Origin of the sequence: Streptomyces sp. 184, assembly GCF_045781775.1 — a bacterium.
Classification (GTDB): domain Bacteria; phylum Actinomycetota; class Actinomycetes; order Streptomycetales; family Streptomycetaceae; genus Streptomyces.
Window position 1 is genome coordinate 6,280,296 of record NZ_CP123230.1, and the last position, 23,777, is coordinate 6,304,072.

Genomic DNA, 23,777 nt, shown 5'->3' on the forward strand with positions numbered 1-23,777 from the left:
GGGGCGCGTGTGTCCATCTCCGAGCAGGCAGCCAAGCGTTATGTCTTCGACCCGCTGTGGGATCAGGAGACAGAACGGTTGCTTACCAATGAGGCAATCTGGGATCCCGGTACGGCAGAGCGGCTCGACCGGATCGGCGTGTCCGCCGGCTGGTCCGTGCTGGAGGTGGGCGCCGGTCACGGCGGCACCGCGGAGCGCCTCGCCGAACTCGTGGGTCCCAGCGGCCAGGTCACGGCAGCCGACCTGGAGACCGGCCGCCTCGGGCGGCTGAAGGAAAAAGGCATCGAGGTGCTCCAGGTCGACATCACGGCCGACGACCTGCCGGCCGGGCGTTACGACCTGGTGCACTCCCGCATGCTCGTACAGCACCTTCCCGACCGCCCCGCGGCGGTCCGCAAGATGGTCGCCGCCCTGAAGCCGGGCGGCTGGCTGTTCCTGGAGGACACGGACTCGCTGCCGCTCTTCCGCAGCGTGGTCTCCGAGGACTTCCTCCAGGACATCCGCACGGCCGGGTACGGGCTGATGCGCGAGTCGGGGCACGAGCCCCGCGGCGGCCACTACGACCTCCAGGCCGCGCTGGAGTGCGGTCTTGAGGACGTGTCCGCGGAGGGCCGGACGGTGATGATGCAGGGCGGCTCGCCGCAGGCCCGGCACTACCAGCTCTGGCTGGAGTTCATGCGCCCGCGGATCACCGCCGCCGGGCTCCTCGACGACGCCCGTATCGACGAGGCGCTGGAGGAGATGGCCGACCCGGCGAACCGCTGGCTGAGCCAGATCCTCATCTCCACCTACGGCCGCCGGCCGCGCTGAGGGGTAGCGATGACCGTAGCCGAGTCCTCGTCGCGCCCCGACGCGACCAGCCGCCTGAAGGCGTACACCGTCCTGGGCAAACTCGCCTTCTACGACTACTACCTCGCCGCGTTCATCGTGGTCGCGGCGCTGCCCGCGTCCCGGCTCGACGACGTGGGCAGCTACGTGACGCTGGCGCTGTACTTCGCCGGCTACGTCGGCGTGGTCGCCGCCACGGTGGCGCTGGACGACGTCACCGGCATCCGCGACGGCAGCGACGAGCGCAACTACTCGCCGGACCAGGGCGCGCTGCGCGACCGTTCGCGCAAGCCGCTGCTCAGCGGCGCGCTGACGGTGCGGCAGGCGGAACGGTTCGGCTGGGCCGCCGCGCTGTGGGGCCTGGTCCTGTGGTCGCTGACGTACGTCACGGCGCCGGACCCGCCGCCGTGGGCGGCCGTCGTGCTGCTGGTGGTGCTGCTGAGCAACGTGCAGTACTCGTACGGCCTGAAGGTGAGCTACCGCGGCGGGCAGGAGCTGGTGCTGCTCACCCCGGGTCTGGCGGTGCTGCTGCCGTTCGCGCTCATCGACGGTTCCGGCAGCGGGCTGATCGTGGTGGAGACCATACTGGTGGGACTGTGGAGCCTGCTGGTGTCGATCTACTCCAACATCAACGACGTCGAGGGCGACCGCCTGGCCGGCCGCCGCAACCTGGCGACGCTCACCACGGCGGCCGGCTACCGGCGCGTCGTGGTGGCGGTGCACGTGCTGGAGCCGCTGACGGTGGCCGTGGGCATCGCGGTCGGCGCCGTGCCGTTCTGGTTCGTGCTGCCGATGATCCCGCTGTACGTGATGCGCTTCGTGCAGGCCCGCTCCGGGCTGGCACGCAACGAGGTGCTGCGGGCCCGGCTGCTGGGCATCCGGCTGCACCGGTGGGGCGTGCCGGTGCTGATCGGCCTCAACCTGCTCGTCGAACACGCCTGACCGGAGCGCGCCTTGACCCCTGACGCGGCACCGGCGGAAAAGCAGCGGCCGGCCATCACCGTCTCGACGGTGGTGGCCGGCGTCATCGTGGTCGTGGTCTCGTACACCGGCCCGGTGGCCGTGGTGCTCCAGGCCGCGCGCGCCGGGGACCTCGGCGCGGGGCAACTGGAGTCGTGGCTCTGGGCGCTGTCCGTGGGCAGCGGCCTGACCTGCGTGCTGCTGAGCCTGGTGCACCGCGCCCCGGTGGTGACCGCGTGGTCGACGCCGGGCGCGGCGCTGCTGGTGACGGCGCTGGCCACGCACTCCTTCGCGGAGGCGGTCGGGGCGTACGTGATCGCCGCCGTGCTCACCGTGCTGCTGGGCCTCAGCCGGCTCTTCGGCACCCTGATGCGGCTGCTGCCGGCGGAGGTGGCGGCGGCCACGCTGGCCGGGATCCTGCTGGAGTTCGGGCTGCGGCTGTTCCGTACCGCCGACGGGGACCTGGCGCTGGTCGTCCTGATGCTCGCCGCCTATCTCGCGGGACGCCGCTTCGCCGCGTCCTGGGCGACGGCGTTCGCGCTGCTCACGGGCTTGGCGTGGACCGCCGCGGACGGCGGCTTCGGCACCTGGTCGGGCGAGCTGAGCGTGGCCGTACCGTCGTTCACGACGCCGGAGTTCACCGTGGACGCCGCGGTGGGCATCGCGCTGCCGCTCTTCCTGGTCACCATGGCGTCGCAGAACGCCCCCGGGCTCGCGGTGCTGAACGCCGCGGGCTACCGGCCGGGCGCGGACCGCCTGGTCACCTCGACCGGCGCCGCCTGGCTGGTGCTCGCCCCGTTCGGGGCGCACGCCCTCAACCTCGCCGCGATCACCGCGGCCATATGCAGCGGCCCCTCCGCGCACCCGGACCCCGACCGGCGGTACGGGGCCGGGGTCGCGGCCGGCGTGGGCTACCTCGTCGTCGGGATCTTCGGCTCGACGTTCCTCGGCCTGTTCGCGGTGCTCCCGGCCGCGCTGGTGGCGGCCATCGCCGGCATCGCGCTGCTGGGCGCGACCGGCGGCGCGCTGGCCACGGCCACCCGCGACCCGAACCGGCTGGACGGCGCGGTGGTCGCGTTCCTCGTCACCGCCTCCGGCGTCGAACTCCTCGACGTAGGGGCGGCGTTCTGGGGGCTACTGGCCGGGGTGCTCACCCACCTGGCACTGCACCGGCGGCGGGCGGGCTGACCACCGCCCGCCGCCGGGAGACGTCCCGCGGCCCAGGTGCCGGGGGGACACCGGGCCGCGGGGGCCTTACGCGCCGGAGCGCCGCATCCTCACGTCCAGCGGCCGGTGCCGATGGTCGTCGTGCTGCCCAGCACCTTCTCGCGCAGCTCCAGCCGGCGGACCTTCCAGGTCGCCGTGCGGGGCACGTCCTCCCAGGGGATCACCCGGGGCTCGCCGAGGTCGGGCAGGTCGGCCGTCGCGCGCTGCCACGCCTGCGGGTCGAGGCCGCCGCTGCCGCTCATGCAGAGCACCGGCACCGGCTTCTCGCCGGGCGTGCCGAGCACGGTGACGTCGGAGGCGTCGGGCAGCCGGTCCAGCAGGATGCTCTCCAGCTCGATCCCGCTCATCCCGGGGATCACGTCGACCTCGCGGTCGATGAGCTTGAGCTGCCCGTTCTCCGCCCACTCGCCGATGTCGCCGGTGTTCCACCACTTGCCGACGGCCTTCTCGCGGTACCGCTCGCTCTCGCCGAGGTAATCGAGGCAGCGGCCCTTGGTGGCGACCATCATCATCCCCGGCTCGCCCTTGGGCAGGGTGCGGCCGGTGTCGACGTCGACCACCTTGACCGTGGCGAAGCCGGGCACCGGCCGGCCGATCAGGCTGGTGACCGCGCCGGCCTCGCTGGTACGGCGCAACTGCCGGCGGGTGTAGACCGTCAGGCAGATCGGCCCCGCCTCGCTCTGGCCCCAGCTCTGCGCCCACAGCGGGAAGCGCCGCCGGGAGACCTCCAGGAAGGTGCGTACGGTCCGCGGGTGCACCGCGTCGAACGTGCCCACGTACAGCCGTACCTGGTGGAACAGCTCGGGCTTCCTGTGCGCGAGCGACTCCCAGCGCTGGAAGATGTTCGGGCACGCCTCCAGCGTGGTGGGCCGGTGCTCGGCGAGCACCCGGGCGACGCCCTCGGGGTCGTGCCGGGAGATGACGACGAGCTTGCGCGGGGACAGCGAGAACTGGCCCATCATCCACGTCACCGTGCGCCCGTGGGCGAAGGAGATCGAGGAGGCGTAGACGGTGTTGTGGTTGCTGGCGAGCACGGGTATCCGCACCCGCTCCAGCTTGGCGGCGCCGCCGAGGAGGCTGTTGCCGGAGTGCACCACCAGCTTCGGCACGCCCGTGGTGCCGGAGGTGTGCATGACGAGCATGGGCTCGTCGGGGCCGCGCATGTGCACCGGCGCCTCCCCCGCCCCGGCCAGGTCGCCGAGGGTGACCGCCCCCTCGGGCGCCCCCTGCCCCGGCTCGCCGAGGACCAGGAACTGCATGTGCGGGCCGCCGAGTTTGACCCCGGCGGCGTCGGCCCGCTCCAGCACCGCGGGCGAGACCACCACCACGCTGGGGTCGAGCCGCTCGATCATCGCCCGGTGCGCCTCGGGCGCGCCGAGTGCCGCGATGGTGGCGGGCAGCGCGCCGATACGGGCCGCGGAAGCCGCGGCGAGGGTGATGTCCAGGTGGTTCTCTTTGATGATGGCCACCCGGTCACCCGAACGCGCCCCGGCGGCATGGAGCCGGCCGGCGAAATCACGTACCAGGGTGGCCAGTGATTCCGCGTTATAGCGCACACCGCCAGTCGGTGCTATGTCAAAAGGACGGTCGAGATAAGTGACCGTCTGGCGGTCGAGTTCGGTGTGCCAGTCGAAAAGCTCACCGATGTTCATCGGATGTCTCCGAATGGGCATACTTGAATCCTCCACTCGGACGGAGTCGTGCCGGTCAGCCTACGAGTGCGATTCGAGCTGCGACATGGCAATCCGCATGGCAGGTGGGCCCCGTCCGCTAGCAAGAATTAGCCGCTATCCCGGGCCTGTGGGCGCGTTCAGGATGGCTGGTCGGGATCTCCCTGAGCGGAAGGTGACTCGCAGTGGCGAAAGTCGCAGGAGTGCCCAGGACCGGCGGACGGCGACGGGTGGGCGGAGTGCTGTCGGCGGTGGCGCGGAGGTTCGCGCCTCCCCCCGAGCCCCGGAAGGACCCGCACGACCTGCCCGTCACGTACAACCTGCTCGCGGGGCTGTCCCTGTCGCTCGCCGATCCGGACGCCGACCCGCCCGGGGCCAACGACCCCGACCGCAAGCTCACCGACCTGCATCCGCGGCCCGTCGTGCTGGTGCACGGCATGGCGATGACGGCGGCGGTGAGCTGGGCGGCGCTCTCCCCCCTGCTGGTCAACCACGGCTACTGCGTCTTCGCGCTCAACTACGGCGGCAGGACGGGCCGCGGGCTGAAGGGCCTCGGCGACAACGTGGCGAGCGCGCGCCTGCTGGCCGGGTTCGTCGACGACGTGCTGGAGCGCACCGGCGCCGAACAGGTCGACGTCGTCGCGCACTCGCAGGGCAGCCCGGTCACCCGGTACTACATGCGCCGGTTCGGCGGGGCGGAGAAGGTCGCCACCCTCGTCGGCCTGTCGCCGTCGAACCACGGCAGCACCGCGAACGGCATGGGCACCGCCCTCACCCGCTTCGGCCCCACCCGGCGCGCCGTCGACCGCTTCGTCCCCGGCACCGCGCAACTGGTCGTGGGCTCCGCCTACCTCCGCGAGGTGAACGAGGGCGGCGACACCCTGCCCGGCGTCGACTACACCGTCATCGCCAGCAAGCACGACAAGGTCATCACCCCGTCCTACCGCCAGGCGTTCCTGGACGGGCCGCGGGTCACCAACATCACGCTCCAGGACACCTGCCGGAAGGACCGCTCGGAGCACTACGCGGTCCTCTACAACCGCCGGGCCCTGGCGCTCACCCTCAACGCCCTCGACCCCGAACACCCCGTACCGGTGCCTTCCGCCCGGATCCGTCCGCTGCTCGGCGGCTGATGCCGGCAGGCGCCGCACACCGGGGTGACCTCCCCGGAGAGGGAGATCCTTTGATGAGCGAGAAGTCACTCGTGGTGGGCGTCGTCGGCGCCGGGCCACGCGGCCTTTCGGTGGTCGAACGGCTCGCCGCGAACGCCGGGAAGCTCGCCGCGGGGCGCGCCGTGACGGTCCACCTCATAGACCCCCAGCCGGCCGGCGCGGGCGGCGTGTGGCGCACCGGGCAGGACCGTTCGCTGCCGCTGAACACCGTGGCCGGGCAGGTGACGGCGTTCGCCGGCGAGGGCGTGGAGCTGGACGGCGTGCCGCAGCTCCCCGGGCCCGGCCTGTACGAGTGGGCGCGCTCGCTGGCAGCTTCCGGCGGCCTCGGCGCCGCCGGCGCCGACGCCGCCGAGGCGCGGAGCCTGACCCCGGACTCGTACCCGAGCAGGGCGCTCGCCTCCCGCTACTACCGCTGGGTGTTCCGCCGGGTCGCCGTGCACGCCGCGGAGACCGTCGCCCTGCGGGTGCACGCGGCGCGCGCGGTGTCGCTGGACGACGGTCCCGACGGCACCCAGGAGCTGGTCCTCGACAACGGCCGGCGGCTGACGGGGCTGGACGCCGTGGTGCTCGCGCAGGGCCGGGTGCCGGTGCGGCCGACCGCGCAGGAGCGCGAACACGCCGCCTTCGCCGCCGAGTACGGGCTCGTCTACCTCGACCCGGCCAACCCCGCGGACGTCGACCTGAGCACGGTGGCCCCGGGTGAGCCGGTGATCCTGCGCGGCCTCGGGCTGAACTTCTTCGACTACATGACCCTGCTGACCACCGGCCGCGGCGGCCGGTTCCACCGCGACGGCAGCGGCCGGCTCGGCTACCGGCCCTCCGGCCGCGAGCCGCGCGTCCTGTGCGGCGCCCGCCGCGGCGTGCCGTACGGTACGGGCGGCGAGACGGGCAACGGGGCCGCCGGCCGGCACATGCCGCAGGTCTTCACCGAGGAGCTGATCGCCAGGCTCCGCGCGCAGGACGACGGCGAACGGCTCGACTTCCGCGAGTCCCTGTGGCCGCTCATCGCCCGGGAGATGGAGTCCGCGTACTACACCGCGCTGCTGCCGGGCCGCCACCGGCCGGAGCGCACCGCGGAGTTCCGCGACGCCCGCGGGGCCGCCGAGGCCCGTACGGACACCGTGGGCGGGCCGGTCAGGGCCGCCCTCGACGTGCTGCACGACCTGCGCGACGAGGTCCGCCTGGCGGTCGACCACGCGGGCCTGGGCGGCGAGTCGCGCCGCCGCGACCTCGACCGCTGGTTCACGCCGCTCAACTCCTACCTCTCCCTCGGCCCGCCGGCCCGGCGCACCGAGGAGCTGATCGCCCTCGTCCACGCGGGCGTGGTGCGGATCGTCGGCCCGGCGATGCAGGTGGCGGCCGACCGGGAGGCGGGCATGTTCGCCTGCGAGTCGCCGCGGGTCACCGGCTCGCGCGAGACCGCCCGCGTCCTCATCGAGGGCCGGCTGCCCGGCGTCGACCTGCGCCGCACCGCGGACCCGCTGCTGCGGCACCTGCTCGCGACCGGGCAGTGCCGCCCGTACGAACTGGGGCCCGGCCGGACGGGCTACGTCGCGGGCGGACTCGCCGTCACCCGGCGGCCGTTCCACGTCGTCGGCGGCGACGGGGCGCCGCACCCGCGGCGGTTCGCCGTCGGCGTGCCCACCGAGTCCGCGCACGGGGTCACCGCCGCCGCGATCCGCCCGGCGGTGGGTTCGGTGACGCTCACCGACACCCACGCGATCGCCCGCGCCGTCCTCGCCCCGACCAGACGATTCCCAGGAGGACCTGATGACCAGCAAGGACACCGAGCCGAAGAAGCGCATCGTGCTGGCTGAGCCCCGCGGCTTCTGCGCCGGCGTGGAGCGGGCGGTCGGCATGGTCGAACGCGCCCTGGAGCTGCACGGCCCCCCGGTGTACGTACGCAAACAGATCATTCACAACCAGTACGTCGTCGACGGCCTCCAGAACCGGGGCGTCGTCTTCGTCGACTCCGAGGAGGAGGTGCCCGAAGGGGCGGTGTGCGTCTTCTCCGCGCACGGCGTCGCCCCCGAGGTGCGCCGCAACGCGGCGAGCCGCGAGCTTCAGGTCATCGACGCGACCTGCCCGCTGGTGTCCAAGGTGCACCAGGAGGCCAAGCGGTTCGCGACCGCCGGGGACACCATCCTGCTCATCGGCCACAGCGACCACGAGGAGGTCGAGGGCACCGTCGGCGAGGCGCCCGAGCACATCGTGGTGGTGGAGTCCGAGGAGGACGCCCGTACGCTGGAACTCCCCGAGGGCGCGGCGCTGTCGTACCTGACGCAGACCACGCTGTCGATCGACGAGACCGCCGGCATCGTCGGCATCCTGGAGGAGCGCTTCCCGCAGTTGCGCGGGCCCCGCTCCGACGACATCTGCTACGCGTCCTCCAACCGGCAGAACGCGGTCAAGGCGCTGACGGCCTGCACCGACGTGGTGCTGGTGGTCGGCTCCGCCAACTCCAGCAACTCGCAGCGCATGGTGGACGTCGCCCGCTCCTACGGCACCCCGGCCCACCTGGTCGACAACGCCGCCGAGCTGGACCCGGAGTGGCTGGGCGGGGCCCGTACCGTCGGCGTCTCGTCCGGCGCCAGCGCCCCCGAGGTGCTGGTGGAAGGGCTGCTGGAACGGCTGCGCCAACTCGGGTACGGGGACGTGGACACCCTGACCACCACCAAGGAGGACATCACCTTCGCGATGCCCGGGAGCCTGGCATGACGACGACGACCACGATCGCGGCACCCCGGCGGCTCCGCGAGACGATGCTCGCCCGGGTGGAGAAGCGGCTCGCCGCCTTCCTCGCCGCGGACCGCGCCCACTGGGGCGCCAAGAACCCCGACTCCGTCGAACTCGTCGACTGCGTCGCCGAGATGGTCGGCGGCGGCGGCAAGCGGCTGCGCCCGTCGTTCCTGCTGGCCGGCTACCTCGCCGCGGGCGGCGATCCGGAGTCCGACCTCCCGGTCGACGCGGCGGCGGCCGTCGAGCTGCTGCACACCTCCGCGCTGCTGCACGACGACGTGATCGACGAGGCCGACCTGCGCCGCGGCCGGCCGACCGCGCACCGGCGGCACGCGCACCTGCACGGCGAGCTGGGCTGGCAGGGCGAGAGCGGGCACTACGGCGAGAGCGTCGCGCTGCTGGCGGGCAACCTCGCGCTGGTGCAGGCGGAACGGCTGCTGGAGAACTGCCCCCTGGCCGCCCGGCGGGTCTGGTCCGACCTGACCACCGAGGTGATGATGGGGCAGTTCCTGGACGCGCGCAGCGCCGCGCGCAGCGTGCCGGACCCCGATCTCGCCCGGTGGATCGCGCTGTTCAAGTCCGGCCGCTACACCGTGGCCCAGCCGCTCGTGATGGGCGCGGCCCTGGCGGGCGACGAGGCGCTGCGGCCGGCCCTGGAGGAGTACGGCCTCGCGCTCGGCGAGGCGTTCCAGCTCCGGGACGACCTGCTGGACGCGTTCGGGGACGAGGCCGAGACCGGCAAGTCGGCCCGGCTGGACTTCAGCAGCCACAAGATGACGCTGCTGATGTCCATCGCCCTGCACGAGGAGCCCGAGGTCGCCGCGCTCGTCCGCACGGACCTGCGCAGCACCGACCCCGAGCAGTTGCACAAGCTGCTGCTCGCGACGGGCATGAAGGAGCGGGTCGAGAACGTCATCGACGAGCGGCTCAGGGCCGCGATCGCGGTGGCGGAGCGGGCGCTGCACCCGGAGTGGGCCGAGGAGCTGCGGGCCATGGCCGTCGCCGCGGCCCACCGCAAGAGCTGAGCCGACCGTACGGCACCGCCACCGCACGGCTGTGCTCGGACGGAAACCGCCGGTCACCGCGCTGACGCGCGGGGGCCGGCGGTTTCCTGCGTGGCGACCGTGCGCCGGGACGCCGGTACGCCGGTACGCCGGTACGCGGCGGGAGTCCGGGGCAGGGGAAAGCGGGCCCGTCCGGTCTTTAGGGCATCACGGGGTATCCGGACGGGCCCGCTGCTTGCGGGTGGGGGCTGATGGTCGGTGGGGGTGGTGGGGGGCTGATGGCCGGTGGGGGCGGTGGGGGGCTGCGGGGGGTCGGTGTGTGGTCGGCGAGGGGGGTGCGGGGGGTCGGTGACGGAGGGGGGTCAGCCGGAGAGGCGGGCGGTGGCGCGCCCCTGCACGATCCGTGCCACGTGCACCCGCGAGGGGCAGTTGAGCCGTTGCATGACCTGGCGCAGGTGGTTGACGACCGTCCATTCGGACAGCTCCAGCGAGCGGGCGATCTGCCGGTTCGTCATCCCCTCCGCCACCAGTTCCGCGACCTGCCGCTGCCGGTGCGTCAGCCGCTCCAGACCGTCGTCGGGTGCGGCCTCCGCTTCGTCGCGCGCCTCCTCGGCCAGGGTGGCCAGCGCGGTGACGAGCACGGCCCTGCGGTCCGCCACGGCGGCCCGCTCGGGCGCGCCCAGCGGTGCGTCGTCGCCCCGGCAGGGGATCTCGTCGGCCAGCGCGCGCAGCCGCCGGCACGCCTCGCCGTCGGCCGGCACCGCCTCGGCGGCGGTGGCCAGCACGGCGCGTACGTCCCGTACCGGACCGGCGTGCGCGAGCAGCAGTTCCACCGCTTCCCCGACGCTGGCCCGGGCCCGGGCGTCGCCGCGCTGCTCCCGGGCCAGGGCGGCCAGGGTCAGCGCCGCGTGCCGCGGCTCGCCGGCGTTCATCAGCCCCTGCGCCGCCTTCGCCAGCGGCTCCTCCGGCTGCCGCCGGCCGAGTGCGGCGCGGGCGGCGGCGAGGGTGCGCAGCAGGCGGGCGGCGGCCACGGTGTCGCCCGGGCCGCGTTTGCCGCCGAGGGCGAACTCGGCCTGCTGTACGGCTCCCGCGGCGTCGCCGAGGCCGAGCATCAGCTCGGCGCGGAGCGCCGCGGCGCGGGTGGCGAAGTCGCGGCTGCGGCCGAGGTGTTCGACGTACTCCTCGGCGCGCCCCAGGTCGCCTTCGGTGAGCGACCAGCGGGCGGCGGCCTCCGCGGCCTCGGCGGCCTCGGCGCCCTTGAGCGCCGGGATCGAGCCGTCGAGCAGGGTGCCGGCGACGCCGAGGAGGTCGTGTACGGTCCACGCCTCCTCCAGCGCCAGCAGCATCCGTACGACGGCCGTGTGGTTGCCGTCCTCCTGGTACAGCCGGGCCACCGCGTACAGGTCGGGCGTGCGTTCGGCGACGAGTTCGAGCCAGTACTCGCGCTCCTTGGGCACCCGCAGCCCCTGCCGGGCCTGGAGTGCGAACTCCATCGTGTGGGCGGCGTGCCGCGCCCTGGTGGCGGCCAGGTCCGCGGGGTCGCCGGCGAACCGTTTGCGGTAGTAGTGCCGGGTGGCACGGAACATCCGGAACTCCGGCTCCGCGCCCTCGCGCTTGACGCTGTGCAGCAGGCTCTTGCGTACCAGCGCGTCCAGGCCCTGCACGGTCTGCACCCAGTTGAGGCCCGCGACGTGCTGGGCCACGGTCAGGTCGAACGTGGACTCGCAGACGGACAGGCGGCGCAGCAGTTGCAGCTCGCCGGTGGTGAGCGCGGCGTCGCCCCAGGAGAGCGCGGCGTTCATCGAACCGTGCCGGGACGGTACGTCCACCAGCCGCCTGCTGTAGAGCTGTTCGCCGTCGCGTATTCGCTTGAGCATCGTGCGCGGGCTGAGCGCGCCGACCGAGCGGGCCGTCTCCTCCACCGCCAGCGGCACCCCCTCCAGCAGGGCGCAGATCTCCGCGATGCCGTCGCGGTCCGCGGCCGACGTGGCGGCCCAGCGGTAGTGGGGCTGGAGGCGGGCGACGAACAGCCGCGCCGCGTCCGAGCCGGCCGACGGGCCGGACTCGCCGGTGGACAGGGGGCCGAGCGGGAAGATCCGCTCGGCGTGGATGTCGAGTGCGACCCGGCTGGTGAACACCACGCGCAGCCGGGGCGTGCGCTGGAGCAGCGCGGCGATGTCCCCGGCGACCGCGCGTGCGGCCAGGTCTCCGTTGTCGAGTACGAGCAGGAGTTCACGGTCGGCGGCGCGCTCGGCCAGCGCCGTCCAGGCCGCCTCCCGGGCGTCGCCGTCCTGCGGCAGGCACAGGGCCGCCGCGACCCGCGCCCAGACCCCGCCGGCGTCCGCGGCGGCGGCCAGGTCCACGCTCAGCGCGGCGTCGGGGTCCTTGCCCGTACGTTCGGCCAGCACGGCGCGTACGAGCGCGCTCTTGCCCACGCCCGCCAGCCCGGTGACCGTCAGCAGCCGGCAGCCGGGGGCCGCCAGCCTGGCCCGGACCTCGTCGATCTCCCGTTCCCGGCCGATCAGGGTGTCGTTGAGGGCCGGGGCGTGGCCGGGCGCGATGTCGGCGGACCATTCGCTCGGCACTGTGCAGCGGCTAAGTTCCACGAGAATGCTCACCAGAATGCCCCCTTGTAAGCGTCGATCAGGTGGTCCCCCGAGAGCACCAACAACGTCGCCTCTCTCCGGTGCATCTCGTTCCACAAATCGCGTGACCAGAGTGCGCCTCGCACATCCAGACCCGCTGAAGGATCGATGAAAGTGCAGGCCCCCGTCAGGCTGCGGCGGATCCGCGGAGGTTCACCCGCAGATACGCGTCCACGAGCAACGGCACCTCCTCGGCAGGGAAGTCCTCCCCGCCGAACAGCCGGCGGAAGATGACCGGCCCGAGCAGCCGCTCGATCCCCTCGTCGAGGTCGAACGACTCGACCAGCCGCCCCTCGGCCTCCGCCCGGCTGAGGATCTCGCTCACCACCTCCGACCCCTTCTGCCGGCACGAGTCGAGCACCTTGGCGCACGCCGGGTCGATGGCCGACCGGTCGATGAGCAGCCGCAGCGCGCGATCGCGCGTCGGGTCCTGGAGCATGACCCGGACCGTCTGCAACTCCGCGATCAGGTCCTCCCGCAGCCGCCCCGTCGGCACGGCGTGCTCCACCCCGAAGATCTGGCTGAGCACCTGCCGGATCAGGGTGGCGGAGTTCGGCCAGTAGCGGTACAACGTGGTGCGCCCGACGCCGCTGCGGCTGGCCACCGCGAGGTGGGTCACCGCCGACCAGCCGCCGTCGAGCAGTAACTCCTGCGCCGCGCTCAGCGCGGCCTGCTGTTTGCCGGCCACCGCGGCGCCGGGGGCGTGGTTCCAACCGACCGAAGCCACGACCTGACTCTGCTTCCCCATCCACTCCTCCTTCTCGGACCAACTGCCCCCCACACATACAGCGTACGAGTCACAGCACGTCGTACGAGCTATGGCACAACGTACGGGCTCTAGCACAGCGTACGGGTAGCAGGAGAACAAGGCCGCCCCCGCGCCGTGACCACCCAAAGTGGGGCGGTCGCCATGGTCACCCATGGTGGCCGTTCGATCACCTCAACTGTCCGCTGCGGTGATCTCGACCGGATGGAGGACGGACGGTCGTTGGGTCAGATTCCCGCCGGGCGCCTCCCGGCCGCGCGGTCCGGACCGCTCACGGGTCCGCCTCCTGACCGCAGGGCAGCATGGCGGCCACCGCGAAGCCGTACGAGCCCGGGCGGTGGCCCGCGTCCAGCAACCCGCCCACGCTCCGGGCCCGTTCGCGCATTCCGGCGATGCCGTACCCCTCGTGGCGCGGGCCCGCCGGGCGCGGCGGCTCCCTGCGGTTCGCCGGGCCGTCGTCGGTGACGGAGACCGAGAGCGCCTCCGCGTCCTCGTCGTAGTGGACCTCGACCAGCACCCGCACGCCGGGTCCGGCGTGCTGCACGGCGTTGGTCAGCGACTGCTGCACGATGCGGTACGCCGCCGCCCCCACCGCCTGCGGCACCTCCAGGTCCGTCGTGACGGACAGCGCCACCTTGGCGCCGCCGGCCTCCGCCGCCTCGGCCAGCCCGTCGAGTCCGGCGAGCCCGGGCAGCGGCCCGGTGCCGTCCTGGCCGCCCTCGCCGGCGCGCAGCACCTGGAGCGTCGTGCGCAGCTCCGCGCGGGCGCTGCGGCAGGTGCCGGCGATCCCGTCCAGCGCCTCGGCGATCGCCTTGCGGTCCAGCCGGTCCGGGTCGGAGACGACGAGGTGGGCGGCGACGGAGGTCTGCACGCCGATCAGCGTGATGCTGTGCGCCAGCAGGTCGTGCAGGTCGCGGGCGATGCGCAGCCGCTCCTCGACCACGCGCCGGGCGGCGGTCTCCTCCCTGGTGCGCTCGGCCCGTTCGGCGCGTTCGACGATCGCGGAGAGGTAGTTGCGGTGCACCCGTACCGCCTCGCCGAACAGGGCGACGGCGATGACCCAGCCGGAGATCCGCAGGATGTCCATGGCCCGGCTCATGTCGACCGTCGTCAGCACCGCCATCAGCCCGGCGAGCATCCCGCCGACGACCAGCGCGGTGCGCAGCCGGGGCCCGGCGAAGGCGAGCGAGTAGACGGCGAGGACGGTGGCGGGGACCGGCGCGCTGTGGATGTTCTGGAGGGCGTGGTACGGGAGTTGGCAGCCGATCACCGCCGCGAACGTCAGCATCGGCGCCTGCCGCCGCCACGCCAGCGCACCGCAGGCGGCCACCAGCATGATCCAGCCCGGCACGTCCGGGCGGTGGGCGCCCACCTCGACCTCCGCCAGCAGCGCCATCCCCACCGCCGTGGCCGCCACGACCGCCGCGAGCGCCAGGTCCCTGCGCAGGGGCAGGACGAGCCTCCCCTGTCCCGATAACGGTGACGGCATGCGGTTCATCCTCACCCAGACGGCCCGATCGTGTCATTCCCACCGGTGCGCCCCGGGGCGACGGCGGCAGCCCCGCCGGGCGGCCTTCGAGAGGCCGGCCGCCCGGCGGGGCGGGGACCGCGGACTCCGGCCGGGGGAACCGGAGCCCGCAGGCTGGTGGAGCGTACGGCCGTCGTGCACGGCCGCCGCCCACCCGCTCGGCGAGCCCGGCCGGGGGAACCGGGCCCGCACGATGGTGGGTTGTGCACCGGGCCGGCGCCGGCTCCTCCTCCGCGGCGGGCCCGGCCGGGGGAAGCGGGCCTGCCGAGGGGGGAGGACGCGCCGCCGCTACCCGGTCACCTCCCCCACCCGTTCGGGACGACTGCTGGTCCTGTGCTGTACGTATCCAGCGTCCCGCGTGCCCCGGGGGATGTCTTCGCTCCCGCGATCGAGACCCGCCCTACCTCCCCGGGCGACCCGGGCCGGCCGCTACTCCCGCGGGAGTACTCGCCAGTAGTACGGCGTCCGCCGGCCCCCGGACAGCACGAAGCGGCCCGGTTGCGCAGGCGGTTGCGCAACCGGACCGGCCGCTCGGCCCGTCGTTCCGGGGCCCGGGTCAGTCCTGCTCGACGGACATCACCCGGGCGGGGTCGGTGGACACGTAGGGGCTGGGCACGGGCCGCTGCTCCAGCTTGAACCCGAACCACTTCTCGTAAGCCGCCAGCACCTCGCCGTCGTCGGCGAGCTTCTCGACGGTCCGCTCCTTGCCGGTGACCAGGATCAGGACGTCGTCCTTCAGCGTCACCCAGCCGTCCTCGGTGGGGCGGGAGCAGACGAGGTTCTGAAGCGTCGGCGAGTCGGGCGAGAACCGGAAGTACCAGACCACCTGGTCGAAGTCGCGCTCCAGGTCGACCTCGTCCTCGTAGAACCGGTACTGCGGGGTGCCGTTGCGGTAGACGTCCGTGGTGCGGTCGTCGACCCTGCGGACGGAGAACTCGCCGTGCCGGTTCTTCTGCGGCGTGCCGTCGTTGCGCAGCAGCGGGTACCGGCTGATCTTGCCGAAGCCGACGTCGACGATCCAGTGCTCGCCGTCGATCTCCACCGTGCCCACGATGTGGTTGTACGGGCCGTGCAGGTGGTCGCCGAACCAGACCCGCCCGTGGTGCAGCCTGGCGTTGAAGCCGAGGGCCAGGAGCAGGAAGTAGAAGCTGGTGTTGACCTCGCCGCAGCCACCGCCGCGGTGCTCGTAGACGATCTTGTCGACGGCCCGCTCGTCCTTGTGGTAGATCTCCCGGCCGAGGTGGTAGTCGAGGGTCTCGAACGGCACCGACAGCACGTGCCGCTCGTGCAGCATGCGGAGCGCGGCGGCGTCGAGTTTCTCCGGCCGGCTCGCCCCGATGCGCTCCAGGTAGGCGGCAACCTTCTCATCGCTCAGCAAGCTGCTCACTCTCCGTCCTTGTTGAACCGAGGAAAGAGTTCCAAGGCGTTCTCGTGGTCCACGCGTTTCTTCTCTTCCGTGCTGAACCCCGCGTTGGCGACGACGTGGTGCCCGGCGCCGCTGATGTACGGCTCGGGCATCGCCGGGAAGTCCGAGCCGACCAGGACGCGGTCCGGCGCGGCGAAGGCCCGCAGGGCGGTCAGCACCAGCCGGTCGCTCACCATGGCGGTGTCGAAGTAGAGCCTCTGGAGCGAGCGGACGGGGTCCGCCGGCAGCCGGTCGGCCAGGGTGGGGGTGATGTCCGCGCCGGCGGCGAGCCGGCCGGCGTAGTACGGGACGCCGCCGCCGCCGTGCGGCAGGATCAGCCGCAGGTCCGAGTAGCGGTCGAGCACCCCGTTGTAGAGGAGCTGGGCGGCCACCCGCACCGATTCGAAGGGGAACTCGAAGAGCGGCAGCGGGAGACCCGCGGTGGCCCGGTCGCCGTACGGCGGGGCCGTCGGGTGGACGAACACCGGGGTGCGCCGGCGGTCCAGCTCCGCGAAGAGGGGGTCCATCGAGGGGTCCCCGACGTACACGCCGGCGTAGTTGCTGATGAGGCCGACCCCGTCGAGGCCCAGCGGGCCCACCGCGTACCGGAACTCCTCCAGTACGGCGTCCATGTGCGGAAACGGCAGCGTGGCGAAGGCACCGAACCGCCCGGGATGGGCCGCCACGAGTTCCGCGAGGTATTCGTTGACCCGCCGCGCGAAAGCGGCGGCGGGCTTCTCCTCCAGCATCGGGGGTACGCCCGGCCATACGCACACCACGGCCGCCCGGATTCCCTGGCGGTCCATCATGGCAAGGCTGCTCCCGGCGTTCCACGACGGCCTCTTGATGCCGGAGACCATCGTCCGTACGCCCATCTTCTCCAGTTCTTCTGTGTAGAAGTCCGGGAGAATGTGGTGGTGCACGTCGACCGCGCGCTCCCACGGCCTGCCGCTCTTTACCTGCCCGTCTGGCTGCATGTGCGGAACCTCGATTGCGACCGAAGGGGGTTCTGGATTCTGGGCGGCCGGCGGGTCAGCGCCGGATGCCGGCGGGGTTGCTGATGACGCAGCGCCAGACGCCGTCGCCGCCGCGCCGCACGATGTCGGTCGCGGTGCCCGCCAGCCGCATGTGCCGGCCGTCGGGGCCCTTGCCCTCGTGCACGTAGTCCGTGATGACGAGCGCGAGGTCGCCGACCTCGTAGACGTGCTGCACGTTCATCTCGGCGGACAGGGACCGGACGTGCAACTTCTCGCTCGACGCCCGCAGTTCCTGGATCGACTGCATCTTCCCGGGGAGTTCGACGAGCACGGCGCCCGGCTCCCACAGGTGGTCGAGTTCCTCGAAGTTACCGTCGTTCCATGCCTTCTCGCACACCTCGATGAGTTCCCGCGGTGTGCGCGGCAGTTCGTATTTTCCATTGCCGTTAGGATTCGACATGCGGCCAGTAAAAGTCGCTCGGGACTGGCTGCTCAACGGCGTTCCGGCGAGTCTGTCAGGTCGTCCGCCAACGCCCCCGCGCGTCCGCGAAGGAACCCGTTTACGCAGGTCCCGGCGGTCATAGCGGCAGCGCCTTGGAACACGTACCTGACGAACTATTCCGCGCTCATCTGGACGCCCCTGCCGGGCGCCGACGATGCTTATGGCCCGACCGGAAACGTGTCGATTCTCCCAGCAATAGCATCGACGAGCGCTGCGCAGTGGTGCACTCGAATGTGCGGCGGCCTAGGAGGAATGTCCCATGGTCAAGATTGCGATCCTCTACCACTCCCGGAGCCTGAACGTCCACAAGCTCGCGACCACCGCCGCGGCCTACGCCGAGAAGGCCGGCGCCGAGGTGCGGCTGCGCCGGTTCCCCGAGCTGCCCCAGACGATGGTGGTGGCGAAGGACGCCTACGCGCAGTTGGCGGAGGAGACGAAGGAGAACGGCTTCGTCACGGACGAGGACCTGATCTGGGCGGACTCCATCATGATCGGCTCCCCCGTCCACTTCGGCGGGCCGGCGCCGGAGATCGTCCACTTCTTCGACCACACCGCGCCGATCGCGGTGCCGGGGCATCTGATGACCACGACCGCGAGCGTCTTCGCGTCGGGCTCCGCCTCGCACTCCGGCGCGCAGACCACGCTGATCCAGCTCTACAACATGCTGGCCCACTGGGGCTGCGTCATCGTCCCGACCGGCGCGAGCGTCAAGCTCCAGCTCTCGCCCGAGAACGGCTCGCCGTACGGCACGTGCAGCATCTCGCGGCACAAGGTGGGCCACGTCCACGAGGACAACCTCGCGCTGATGGAGTTCCAGACCCAGCGCGTGCTGGAGGTGACCACCGCTCTCCAGCTCGGGCTCCAGCAGACCGAGTCGAAGATCGAGTACGCCTCCGTCCAGGACGTGCTCGACAACTTCTCCGACATGTCCATGGACGTCTGACCGGCCGATACCCCGAACGACACGCCCCACCTGCGTGCCGGCCGGCCCCTCTGGTACGTTGTTCCGGTACCCGTACAGTGTTCTAGTACTGGAGCATCGTTCAGCCACGTGCCCGAGGGCGGTCGACCGGTGACGCGTCCATCCAGCCGTGCCTCTGCCGCTCCAGGCAGGGGCACGGCTGTTTTCCGTGCCCGACCAGATGCGAGCGAAGGAATCCGAGGAGACCATGACAGCCACCGAAGAGCTCACCCGCATCGAACGCAAGGAAGGGGTCATCGGACGCATCGCCGGCGCGTCACTTCGCAGGAAGTGGCTGGTCGTGGGCGTCTGGGTGCTCCTGGTCGTGGGCATCCTGGCCGGCGCGTCGGCGCTCGGCGACGACTACCGCGAGGACTTCTCGCTGCCCGGCACCGAGTCCCAGCAGGCCGCGGAGACCCTGGCCAGGCACAGCGGGGGCGAGGTCGGCGACACCATCCAGATCGTCCTCCACCACGAGGAGGGGCTCGCCGGCGGCGACGTCGAGCAGCGCATCGAGAGCATGCTCGACGACGTCGCGAAGGAGGAGACGGTCGCCTTCGTCCACAGCCCGTACGCGGACGAGACCGGTATCTCCGAGGACGGCACCACCGGCTACGCGACGGTGGCGCTCACCGTCCCCGCCGAGGAGTTCACCAAGGAGGACGCCGAGGCGATCTACGACGCCTCGCAGGTGGCCAAGGGCGACGGACTCCAGGTCGAGGTCGGCGGCCAGGCGGCGCGGAAGCTGGCCGAGTCGCAGGAGTACACCGCCGAACTGCTGGGCCTGCTCGCCGCCCTGGTCATCCTCGTCTTCATGTTCGGCACGCTGCTGTCCGCGGGGCTGCCGCTGATCACCGCGGTCTTCGCCGTCGGATCCGCGGTCGGCGGCATCATGCTCGCCTCGCAGGCGTTCACCATCGCCGAGTGGATCCAGTACGTCATCGTCCTGGTCGGCCTCGGCGTCGGCATCGACTACGCCCTGCTGATCTTCGCCCGGTACCGCCACGAGCTGGCCGAGGGCGTCGAGCCGGACAAGGCCGCCAAGGACTCGCTGGACACGGCGGGCCGGTCGGTGTTCTTCGCCGGCTGCACGGTCATCGTGGCCCTGCTCGGCCTGGTCACCCTCGGCCTCGGCTCGCTGCGCGGCGTGGCGCTGGCCCTGGCGATGACCGTGCTGCTGACGATGATCGCCTCACTCACCCTGCTGCCGGCCCTGCTCGGCATCTTCGGCAAACGCTTCGCCCGCCAGTTCACCGCCCGCGCCGCCAAGCGCGTGGCCAAGGGCAGGAGCACCGAGGGCACGGCCTGGCGCAAGCTGGCCGCCGGCGCGCAGCGCCGCCCCGTCGCGGCGCTGCTGACCGCCGTGGTGGTCGTGGGCGCGCTCTGCGTGCCGGTCTCCCAGATGCGGCTCGCCTTCGCCGACGCGGGCACCGACGCGGCCGACACCACCACCCGCAAGGCGTACGACCTCCTCGCCGACGGCTTCGGCGACGGCTTCAACGGCCCGCTGCTCCTCGTGGTCGAGGGCGGCGAGGGCGGTCCCGAACAGTCCGCCACGACCGCCGCGTCGGCGGTCGCCGACGCCGAGGGCGTCGCCGCCGCCGCGCCCCCGCTGCCCACGGAGGACGGCGAGGCCGCCATCGTGATGGTCTACCCGGAGTCCGCCCCGCAGGACTCGGAGACCACCGACCTGCTGAAGCACCTGCGCTCCGACGTGCTGCCCGGGGTGGCCGCGGACACCGACGCCACGTACCTGGTCGGCGGCTCCACCGCGTCCGCCGAGGACTACTCGACCAAGGTCGGCGGCCGGATGCCGCTGTTCATCGCCGTCGTCGTCGGGCTGTCGCTGCTGCTGTTGCTGGTGGTCTTCCGCTCGGTGCTGATCCCGGTCAAGGCGGCGCTGCTCAACCTCATCAGCATCGGAGCCGCGCTCGGGGCCACCGTCCTCGTCTTCCAGGGCGGGGTGTTCGGGGAGTCGACGCCGGTCGGGCCGTACATCCCGATCTTCATCTTCGCCGTGGTCTTCGGCCTCTCCATGGACTACGAGATCTTCCTGGTCTCGCGCATCCACGAGGAGTGGATCCGCACGAAGGACACCTCCCTGGCCGTACGCGAGGGACTGGCGCACACCGGCTCCGTCATCACCGCGGCGGGCGCCATCATGATCGTGGTCTTCGGCTCGTTCATGTTCAGCGACCAGGTGCTCCTCCAGCAGATCGGCTTCGGCATGGCGGTCGCGATCTTCGTCGACGCCGTCATCATCCGCTGCCTGATCGTCCCCGCCGTCATGCAGTTGCTGGGCCGCTGGGCCTGGTGGCTGCCGGCGCCGCTGGAGCGGATCCTTCCGAGGGTCAGGCTGGAGCACTGAGACCGGACCGCACACCCACGTTGACGTGATCCGCGGGCATCCCGCGCAGTCCCCGGACGGCGCGGGGTGCCGCTGGTCACGCACCTGTTCCGCCCGACGGCCGCGGTGCCGATCACTGTACGATGAGTCGCCCCGTCGCACGTCGGGCCAGGAAGGCGGTGGAGATCATCGTTGGCAAGCCATCGGGGAGTCCGGACGCGGACGCCGGCGCGGCTAGAAGCATCTGGATGCGCCGCCCGTCGGCCGCACGCAACGATCCCCCGCTGTCGCGGGAACGGATCACCGAGGGGGCCATCGCGCTCCTCGACGACGAGGGCATGGACCGGCTCACCATGCGGCGGCTGGCCGAACGCCTCGGCGTCGGCGCGACCACGCTCTACTGGCACATCGACACCAAGGACGACGTCTTCGACCTCGCCATCGACGCCATCTTCCAGGAGGCCCCCCTCCCCGCGGAGCCCGGCCCCGACTGGCGGGAGGACGTGGTCGCCACGCTCTCCGGCTGCCGGCGCATGCTGCTGCGGCACCCGTGGTCCTCGGCGCTGCCGATGCGGCCGGCGATCGGGCCGAACTTCCTGGCCTGGATGGAGGCCGTCCAGGCGATGCTGGTGCGCGGCGGGCTGAAGGGCCAGCACGTGTCGGCGGCCTTCTGGCTGCTGCTGCACCATGTCCAGGGCGCCACCACCAGCCAGTCCAGCCTCCAGTGGAGCGACGAGGAAATCTCCGCGTTCCAAGAGCAACTGGACCTCCGCAAGGCACAGTACCCCACCATCGTCGAGCACAAGTTGCTCGCGTACGGGTGGGAAGCGAATTTCCATCTCGGGCTCAACTACGCGCTCGACGGGATCGAAGCACAGGTCGCGTCCGACGGCTGACGCCGATTTGTATGACCTGACAGACCCGTTCGCCCCTGTTGGACTCTTCTCCTCTCCCGCGGTGTCCTTTTCAGTGTGGGTTTCGCACGTCCAGGACAAACAGGTCCGTGAGAGGAGCTCGACTTGGTCACGGCAGCGGGAACACACTCCGATTTCAATTTCGGCGTCATGCTTCCCAGTTTCGATCCGTTCCGTACCGGTGCTCCGCAGTTGGTGCGCGGCGCCCGGCTGGCCGAGGAGCTTGAGTTCTCGCTCGGCTTCGTCGGCGACCATCTGACCTTCCACACCCCGCTGCTCGAATCGAGCATCTCGCTGGCGGCCGCGATCGCCGTCACCGAGCGCCTGCGCGTGGCCTACGGCGTCATGCTGCTCGGGCTGCGCCAGCCCGTGTGGGCCGCCAAGCAGATCGCCTCCCTCGCCGTGCTGTCGGGCGACCGGCTGGTGCTCGGCGTCGGCGTCGGCGGGGAGAACCCCAAGGAGTTCAAGGCCGCGGGCATCCCCATGGAGGGCCGGGGCAAGCGGGTCGACGACGCGCTTGAGGTCGTCCACGCCCTGCTCCGGGGCGAGTCCGTCGACGCCGCGCACAACGCGGCCGGGATCACCTCGCCGCCGATCGCCCCGGTGCCGTCGGCGCCGCCGCCGATGTTCGTCGGCGGCCGGTCCGAGGCCGCGATCCGCCGGGCGGTGCGCTGGGACGCGGACTGGCTCGCCATGTGGCTCAGCCCCAACGGCGTGGTCCGGGCGAAGGAGACGATCGCCCGGTACGCGGCCGAGAAGGGGGCGCGGGTGCCGCGCACCAAGCTCGTCGTCTTCACCCATGTCACGCACGACCGGGTGGCGGGCCGGCGGGAGGCCGAGCAGTTCTTCCGCGGCCAGTTCGGCGTGGAGAACGGTCCGCGGCTGATGAAGTACGCCGTCGTCGGCGACGAAGAGGAAACGGCGGAGCAGCTCACGGAACTGCTCGACGCCGGCGTGGACGAATTCATGCTGGCCCCCGCCGCACGCGACACCCTCGGCCAGTTCGAGCGCTTCAGCGTCGTACGCAAGATGATTCAGGACAGGTAGGCAGACCGCAACGTCCGCCCGTATCCGGGCAACCGGTCCGCTGTTTGTCGATCCCCGGCTGTGCGTGTGCCAGTCCGCCCTGCCAGAAAAGAAATGAAGGAGCCTTCATGGCAATCAACAGGTCCACGAAGTCAGTGGGAATACTAGGCATCGGCCACTATCTGCCCGGCGAGCCCGTGACCAACGAGGCGGTGGCCGCGACCGCGGGCGTCGACATCGAGTGGATCAGCTCGCGGACCGGCATCCAGAGCCGGCACTACGCGCCGCCGGAGATGCAGACGTCCGACCTCGCGACGGAGGCCGCCCGCCGGGCGATCGAGGCCGCGCCGGCCGGTCTGCCGCCGGACCTGATCGTCCTCGGCACCGGCAGCCCCGACAGCCCGGCCCCGGCGACCGCGTCGTACGTGCAGGACAACCTGGGCCTGCCCGGCGTGCCCGCGTTCGACGTGAACTCCAGTTGCTCCGGCTTCCTGTCCGCGCTGGCCTCCGCCACCGGGATGTTCAGCGCGGGCATCGTGGCCCGCCCGGTCGTGATCGGCGCCGACACCTTCTCCCGGTGCATCGACCCGGCGGACCGCAAGACGGCGCCGCTCTTCGGCGACGGGGCGGCGGCCGTACAGCTCGGTGAGGTCCCCGACGGCTACGGCATCCTCGCCCTGGACCTGTGGGCCGACGGCTCGAAGGCCGAGTACGCCCACACCCCGGAGCACGGCGGCTACTTCCGGATGAACGGCCGCGGCGTGAAGAACGTCGTCATGGAGATGGGCCCCAAGCTCCTCAACTCGGCGCTGGCCAAGGCCGGGGTGCGGCTGGAGCAGCTCAACCGGATCCTCGTGCACCAGGCCAACCCCAAGCTGGTGACCTGGCTGGGCGAGTCCATGGGCGTGGACTCCGACGTGATGCCGACCTACGGCCGCTTCACGGGCAACACGGCCACCTCCTCGGCCCCGCTGGCGCTCTCGCTGGCGCACGAGGAGCGCCCGTTCCGCGACGGCGACCTGCTCGCCGTGCTGTCCGTGGGCGCCGGGATGAGCGCCGGTGCGGCGGTCGTGCGCTGGTACGAGCCGAAGGACTCCTGACCGAGG

Annotated in this window: 19 protein-coding genes; 12 read left to right on the top strand and 7 right to left on the bottom strand. The window is 72.1% G+C overall.

Features of this window, described 5'->3' with window-relative positions; genetic code table 11:
• Positions 1–78 precede the first annotated feature (78 nt).
• From QBL21_RS26745 to QBL21_RS26755, 3 genes are read left to right on the top strand one after another with little or no spacing between them, the layout of a single operon-like run.
• The gene (locus QBL21_RS26745; RefSeq protein ID WP_407564785.1) at positions 79–810 is read left to right on the top strand and encodes a class I SAM-dependent methyltransferase; all 732 of its coding nucleotides are present in this window, start codon (positions 79–81) and stop codon (positions 808–810) included.
• Positions 811–819: 9 nt separating this feature from the next.
• Entirely contained in the window at positions 820–1,770 is a 951-nt protein-coding gene (locus tag QBL21_RS26750; protein WP_407564786.1) for a UbiA family prenyltransferase, read from the top strand.
• Between the two features lie 12 nt (positions 1,771–1,782).
• Entirely contained in the window at positions 1,783–2,976 is a 1,194-nt protein-coding gene (locus QBL21_RS26755; protein ID WP_407564787.1) for a benzoate/H(+) symporter BenE family transporter, read from the top strand.
• An 89-nt stretch (positions 2,977–3,065) separates the two neighbouring features.
• Here QBL21_RS26755 and QBL21_RS26760 read toward each other — a convergent pair whose 3' ends face one another.
• Positions 3,066–4,688 (bottom strand): class I adenylate-forming enzyme family protein, encoded by a 1,623-nt coding sequence (locus QBL21_RS26760; protein ID WP_407564788.1) that lies wholly within the window; start codon positions 4,686–4,688, stop codon positions 3,066–3,068.
• 182 nt (positions 4,689–4,870) lie between these two features.
• On the opposite strand from QBL21_RS26760, the gene QBL21_RS26765 reads away from it, so the two are divergent.
• The 4 genes from QBL21_RS26765 to QBL21_RS26780 are packed head-to-tail and all read left to right on the top strand — an operon-like array spanning position 4,871 to position 9,621.
• The gene (locus QBL21_RS26765) at positions 4,871–5,818 is read left to right on the top strand and encodes an esterase/lipase family protein (RefSeq protein WP_407564789.1); all 948 of its coding nucleotides are present in this window, start codon (positions 4,871–4,873) and stop codon (positions 5,816–5,818) included.
• A 53-nt stretch (positions 5,819–5,871) separates the two neighbouring features.
• Positions 5,872–7,674 carry an FAD/NAD(P)-binding protein gene (locus QBL21_RS26770; RefSeq protein WP_407564790.1) on the top strand — a complete coding sequence of 601 codons (1,803 nt, stop codon included), beginning with the start codon at positions 5,872–5,874 and terminating at the stop codon, positions 7,672–7,674.
• Entirely contained in the window at positions 7,628–8,575 is a 948-nt protein-coding gene (locus QBL21_RS26775) for a 4-hydroxy-3-methylbut-2-enyl diphosphate reductase (RefSeq protein ID WP_407564791.1), read from the top strand. The genes QBL21_RS26770 and QBL21_RS26775 overlap by 47 nt, the downstream gene beginning before the upstream one ends.
• A complete protein-coding gene (locus QBL21_RS26780; protein ID WP_407564792.1) occupies positions 8,572–9,621 on the top strand; it encodes a polyprenyl synthetase family protein in 1,050 nt (349 codons plus the stop codon). The genes QBL21_RS26775 and QBL21_RS26780 overlap by 4 nt, the downstream gene beginning before the upstream one ends.
• A 341-nt stretch (positions 9,622–9,962) precedes the next feature.
• On the opposite strand, the gene QBL21_RS26785 is transcribed toward QBL21_RS26780, so the two are convergent.
• From QBL21_RS26785 to QBL21_RS26810, 6 genes are all read right to left on the bottom strand, one after another.
• Complete coding sequence (locus tag QBL21_RS26785) at positions 9,963–12,185, bottom strand: ATP-binding protein (RefSeq protein ID WP_407564793.1); 2,223 nt, start codon at positions 12,183–12,185, stop codon at positions 9,963–9,965.
• A gap of 187 nt (positions 12,186–12,372) precedes the next feature.
• Complete coding sequence (locus QBL21_RS26790) at positions 12,373–12,993, bottom strand: TetR/AcrR family transcriptional regulator (protein WP_407564794.1); 621 nt, start codon at positions 12,991–12,993, stop codon at positions 12,373–12,375.
• 289 nt (positions 12,994–13,282) lie between these two features.
• A complete protein-coding gene (locus QBL21_RS26795) occupies positions 13,283–14,500 on the bottom strand; it encodes a sensor histidine kinase (protein ID WP_407564795.1) in 1,218 nt (405 codons plus the stop codon).
• Between the two features lie 595 nt (positions 14,501–15,095).
• On the bottom strand, positions 15,096–15,926 hold the full coding sequence (locus tag QBL21_RS26800; protein WP_407564796.1) for an arylamine N-acetyltransferase family protein: 831 nt from the start codon (positions 15,924–15,926) through the stop codon (positions 15,096–15,098).
• Positions 15,923–16,921: an amidohydrolase family protein gene (locus tag QBL21_RS26805; protein WP_407564797.1), complete on the bottom strand. Its 999-nt coding sequence runs from the start codon at positions 16,919–16,921 to the stop codon at positions 15,923–15,925. Before QBL21_RS26805 ends, QBL21_RS26800 begins: the two co-directional genes overlap by 4 nt.
• 55 nt (positions 16,922–16,976) lie before the next feature.
• Positions 16,977–17,381, bottom strand: coding sequence for a YybH family protein (locus QBL21_RS26810; protein ID WP_407564798.1), 405 nt, complete (start codon positions 17,379–17,381; stop codon positions 16,977–16,979).
• A 301-nt stretch (positions 17,382–17,682) separates the two neighbouring features.
• Between QBL21_RS26810 and QBL21_RS26815 the strand changes: the two genes are divergently transcribed.
• The 5 genes from QBL21_RS26815 to QBL21_RS26835 all read left to right on the top strand — a co-directional run bounded on the left by QBL21_RS26815 (position 17,683) and on the right by QBL21_RS26835 (position 23,771).
• A complete protein-coding gene (locus QBL21_RS26815) occupies positions 17,683–18,366 on the top strand; it encodes a flavodoxin family protein (protein ID WP_407564799.1) in 684 nt (227 codons plus the stop codon).
• 226 nt (positions 18,367–18,592) lie between these two features.
• On the top strand, positions 18,593–20,752 hold the full coding sequence (locus QBL21_RS26820) for an MMPL family transporter (protein WP_407564800.1): 2,160 nt from the start codon (positions 18,593–18,595) through the stop codon (positions 20,750–20,752).
• Between the two features lie 227 nt (positions 20,753–20,979).
• A complete protein-coding gene (locus QBL21_RS26825; protein WP_407564801.1) occupies positions 20,980–21,627 on the top strand; it encodes a TetR/AcrR family transcriptional regulator in 648 nt (215 codons plus the stop codon).
• Positions 21,628–21,795: 168 nt separating this feature from the next.
• Positions 21,796–22,692: an LLM class flavin-dependent oxidoreductase gene (locus tag QBL21_RS26830; RefSeq protein WP_407564802.1), complete on the top strand. Its 897-nt coding sequence runs from the start codon at positions 21,796–21,798 to the stop codon at positions 22,690–22,692.
• A 107-nt stretch (positions 22,693–22,799) separates the two neighbouring features.
• The gene (locus QBL21_RS26835) at positions 22,800–23,771 is read left to right on the top strand and encodes a 3-oxoacyl-ACP synthase III family protein (RefSeq protein WP_407564803.1); all 972 of its coding nucleotides are present in this window, start codon (positions 22,800–22,802) and stop codon (positions 23,769–23,771) included.
• Positions 23,772–23,777: the final 6 nt, after the last annotated feature.

Excerpts from the sequence above, each read along its gene's own strand:
- QBL21_RS26750 (WP_407564786.1), top strand. The coding sequence starts at position 820 with ATGACCGTAGCCGAGTCCTCGTCGCGCCCCGACGCGACCAGCCGCCTG.
- QBL21_RS26760 (WP_407564788.1), bottom strand. The coding sequence starts at position 4,688 with ATGCCCATTCGGAGACATCCGATGAACATCGGTGAGCTTTTCGACTGG.
- QBL21_RS26770 (WP_407564790.1), top strand. The coding sequence starts at position 5,872 with ATGAGCGAGAAGTCACTCGTGGTGGGCGTCGTCGGCGCCGGGCCACGC.
- QBL21_RS26775 (WP_407564791.1), top strand. The coding sequence starts at position 7,628 with ATGACCAGCAAGGACACCGAGCCGAAGAAGCGCATCGTGCTGGCTGAG.
- QBL21_RS26780 (WP_407564792.1), top strand. The coding sequence starts at position 8,572 with ATGACGACGACGACCACGATCGCGGCACCCCGGCGGCTCCGCGAGACG.
- QBL21_RS26790 (WP_407564794.1), bottom strand. The coding sequence starts at position 12,993 with ATGGGGAAGCAGAGTCAGGTCGTGGCTTCGGTCGGTTGGAACCACGCC.
- QBL21_RS26795 (WP_407564795.1), bottom strand. The coding sequence starts at position 14,500 with ATGCCGTCACCGTTATCGGGACAGGGGAGGCTCGTCCTGCCCCTGCGC.
- QBL21_RS26805 (WP_407564797.1), bottom strand. The coding sequence starts at position 16,921 with ATGCAGCCAGACGGGCAGGTAAAGAGCGGCAGGCCGTGGGAGCGCGCG.
- QBL21_RS26810 (WP_407564798.1), bottom strand. The coding sequence starts at position 17,381 with ATGTCGAATCCTAACGGCAATGGAAAATACGAACTGCCGCGCACACCG.
- QBL21_RS26815 (WP_407564799.1), top strand. The coding sequence starts at position 17,683 with ATGGTCAAGATTGCGATCCTCTACCACTCCCGGAGCCTGAACGTCCAC.
- QBL21_RS26820 (WP_407564800.1), top strand. The coding sequence starts at position 18,593 with ATGACAGCCACCGAAGAGCTCACCCGCATCGAACGCAAGGAAGGGGTC.
- QBL21_RS26825 (WP_407564801.1), top strand. The coding sequence starts at position 20,980 with ATGCGCCGCCCGTCGGCCGCACGCAACGATCCCCCGCTGTCGCGGGAA.
- QBL21_RS26830 (WP_407564802.1), top strand. The coding sequence starts at position 21,796 with ATGCTTCCCAGTTTCGATCCGTTCCGTACCGGTGCTCCGCAGTTGGTG.
- QBL21_RS26835 (WP_407564803.1), top strand. The coding sequence starts at position 22,800 with ATGGCAATCAACAGGTCCACGAAGTCAGTGGGAATACTAGGCATCGGC.